This window comes from Kitasatospora sp. DSM 101779, assembly GCF_025655475.1.
In the GTDB taxonomy this organism is placed as follows: domain Bacteria; phylum Actinomycetota; class Actinomycetes; order Streptomycetales; family Streptomycetaceae; genus Kitasatospora.
Genome location: NZ_JAHTIK010000013.1, coordinates 639 through 2,518, shown reverse-complemented (window position 1 = coordinate 2,518; position 1,880 = coordinate 639). Strand labels below are relative to the sequence as shown.

At 68.5% G+C, this 1,880-nt stretch carries 2 protein-coding genes; both read left to right on the top strand.

The features are described from left to right. A partial coding sequence (locus KSNIM_RS38955; RefSeq protein WP_263108383.1) for a ParA family protein occupies window positions 1-515 on the top strand: 515 nt, incomplete at its 5' end. Then, on the top strand, window positions 512-1,558 hold the full coding sequence (locus KSNIM_RS38950) for a ParB/RepB/Spo0J family partition protein (protein ID WP_263108291.1): 1,047 nt from the start codon (window positions 512-514) through the stop codon (window positions 1,556-1,558). The genes KSNIM_RS38955 and KSNIM_RS38950, both read left to right, overlap by 4 nt. Window positions 1,559-1,880 lie beyond the last annotated feature (322 nt).

Genomic DNA, 1,880 nt, shown 5'->3' with positions numbered 1-1,880 from the left:
CCCAGGCCCACAACGACCTCGGTTCGCTGCGCAAGCTTCGGGCTGTGAAGTCGGTTCAGCACATCTTTGTCGACACCCCGGGCTGGCTGGACCTGTCCGACGACGACACGACCGCGGACCCGCTCGGTGACGGCAAGGCCGCCGACATCCTGCGCGCTGTCCTGGACAACGCGGACAGTGTGATCCTTCCGATCGAGCCGGAGCCGCTTGGCTTCAAGCCGACCGTGCGAACGGTCCGACAGATCGTGCAGCCTCGCGGATTGCCGTACACCGTGGTGATCAACAACTGGGATCCGCGGGACGGTGAGGCGGACTTGAAGCAGACCCAGGAGTTCGTCGAGAAGAACGGGTTCCCGCTCGCGACGACCGTCATCCGGCACTACAAGGTCCATGCCCGGGCAGCTGCCGAGGGCCTCGTCGTCACCCAGTACAAGCCCAACCGGTCCGCTTTCGAGGCTCGCGAGGACTTCTACAAGCTCGCCCTGGAGCTCAACCTGAACGGATCCGCCCGATGAGCCGCCGCGTCAACCTGGCTGACATGCTCGACGGCGAGCCCCTCGACGAACCGACCCAGGCGGCCCCCCGACCCCCGGTCGCGGACGTGGCGCAGATCGCCCCGAATCCCGAGAACCCTCGCGGGGCCATCGACACCGGCGATCAGGACTTCGTCGAGCTTGTCACCAGCATCGGCGGCGTCGGGGTCATCACTCCGCTGACCGTCTGCAGCTCCGCCGCATTCCTCAAGCACCACCCTCAGCACGCCGAGGCTGTCGCGGGCCGGCAGTACGTGGTCGTCGCGGGCCACCGCAGGCTCGAGGCCGCCCGGCAGGCCGGCCTCACCGAGGTCCCGGCGTTCGTGAACGACGACGCCGCCGAGGACCCGCTGGTGTTCGCGGTCGCCGAGAACCTTCTGCGCGTCGGGCTCAGCCCGATCCAGGAGGCCGAGGCACTGCGCGTACTCACCGACAAGCCGCCGGCCGGACGCGGGATGTCCCAGTCGAAGGTGGCCAAGGGCATCGGTAAGACCCAGGCTTTCGTGTCGCAGCGGATCGCGCTGCTCGAACTCGTTCCGGAGCTGCAGCAGAAGGTGGCTGCGGGCGAGCTCGGTATCAAGGCCGCTCGGGCCTTCACCGCTCTGCCGGCGGCCGAGCAGGTCGCCGCGTACGAGGAGTCGCTCGCACCCGCCGTGTCGGCGCCGCAGCCAGTGCCGGCGCCGGGCATGGCCCCTGACCCAGCCGGCATCGACACGTCTGCGGCGGCCGGGACCCATAACCCGGTTATGGATCCGCCGTCCCGCCCGGCACCCACGTCCACCGCCGCTCCGACGGCCACAACGCCAACGGCCTCAGCTGCAGTGGCTGAACCTGTACGCCGTACAGCTGTCGAGGCGGCCGAGTCACCTGCCGTTCCGGAGCAGCGGGCACCGCAGGGTGCGGTGTCAGTGCCCGACGTCGATTGGCACGACATCGCGGCGTTCGTGGCGGCCATAAGGAAGGTCCTCGACAAGACTGAGGTCTACCAGTTGGCGGAAGCCCTCGTCGACAGCCTCAGGGACTGACCAGCCAGCGCAGCTATAACCCGGTTATGGGTGAGGGGTGGCACCGCGATGCGGGTGCCACCCCTCACCCATAACCTCTGCCCCGGCCCGCGCGGCCGAACAGCAAGCTCGATCTATAACCGGGTTATGACCGCGCCCCGGTTCCCGCGGTGGATCGGGTCCGTTGGGTCGGCATCGTCGTCCTCCGCAGCGCCCCAGCCGCTGCGGCCTTTGTCGATCACGTGGCCGGTCCTCGGCAACCCCTGGGGCATGACCGTCGTGGGCAACAGACCCGATCCCTAACAGAGCTTCTGCCCGGCGGCGATCACTGAGTTCATCGGCT

Bases quoted from the DNA above. Each gene is read 5' to 3' on its own strand.
- KSNIM_RS38950 (WP_263108291.1), top strand. From the start codon at position 512: ATGAGCCGCCGCGTCAACCTGGCTGACATGCTCGACGGCGAGCCCCTC.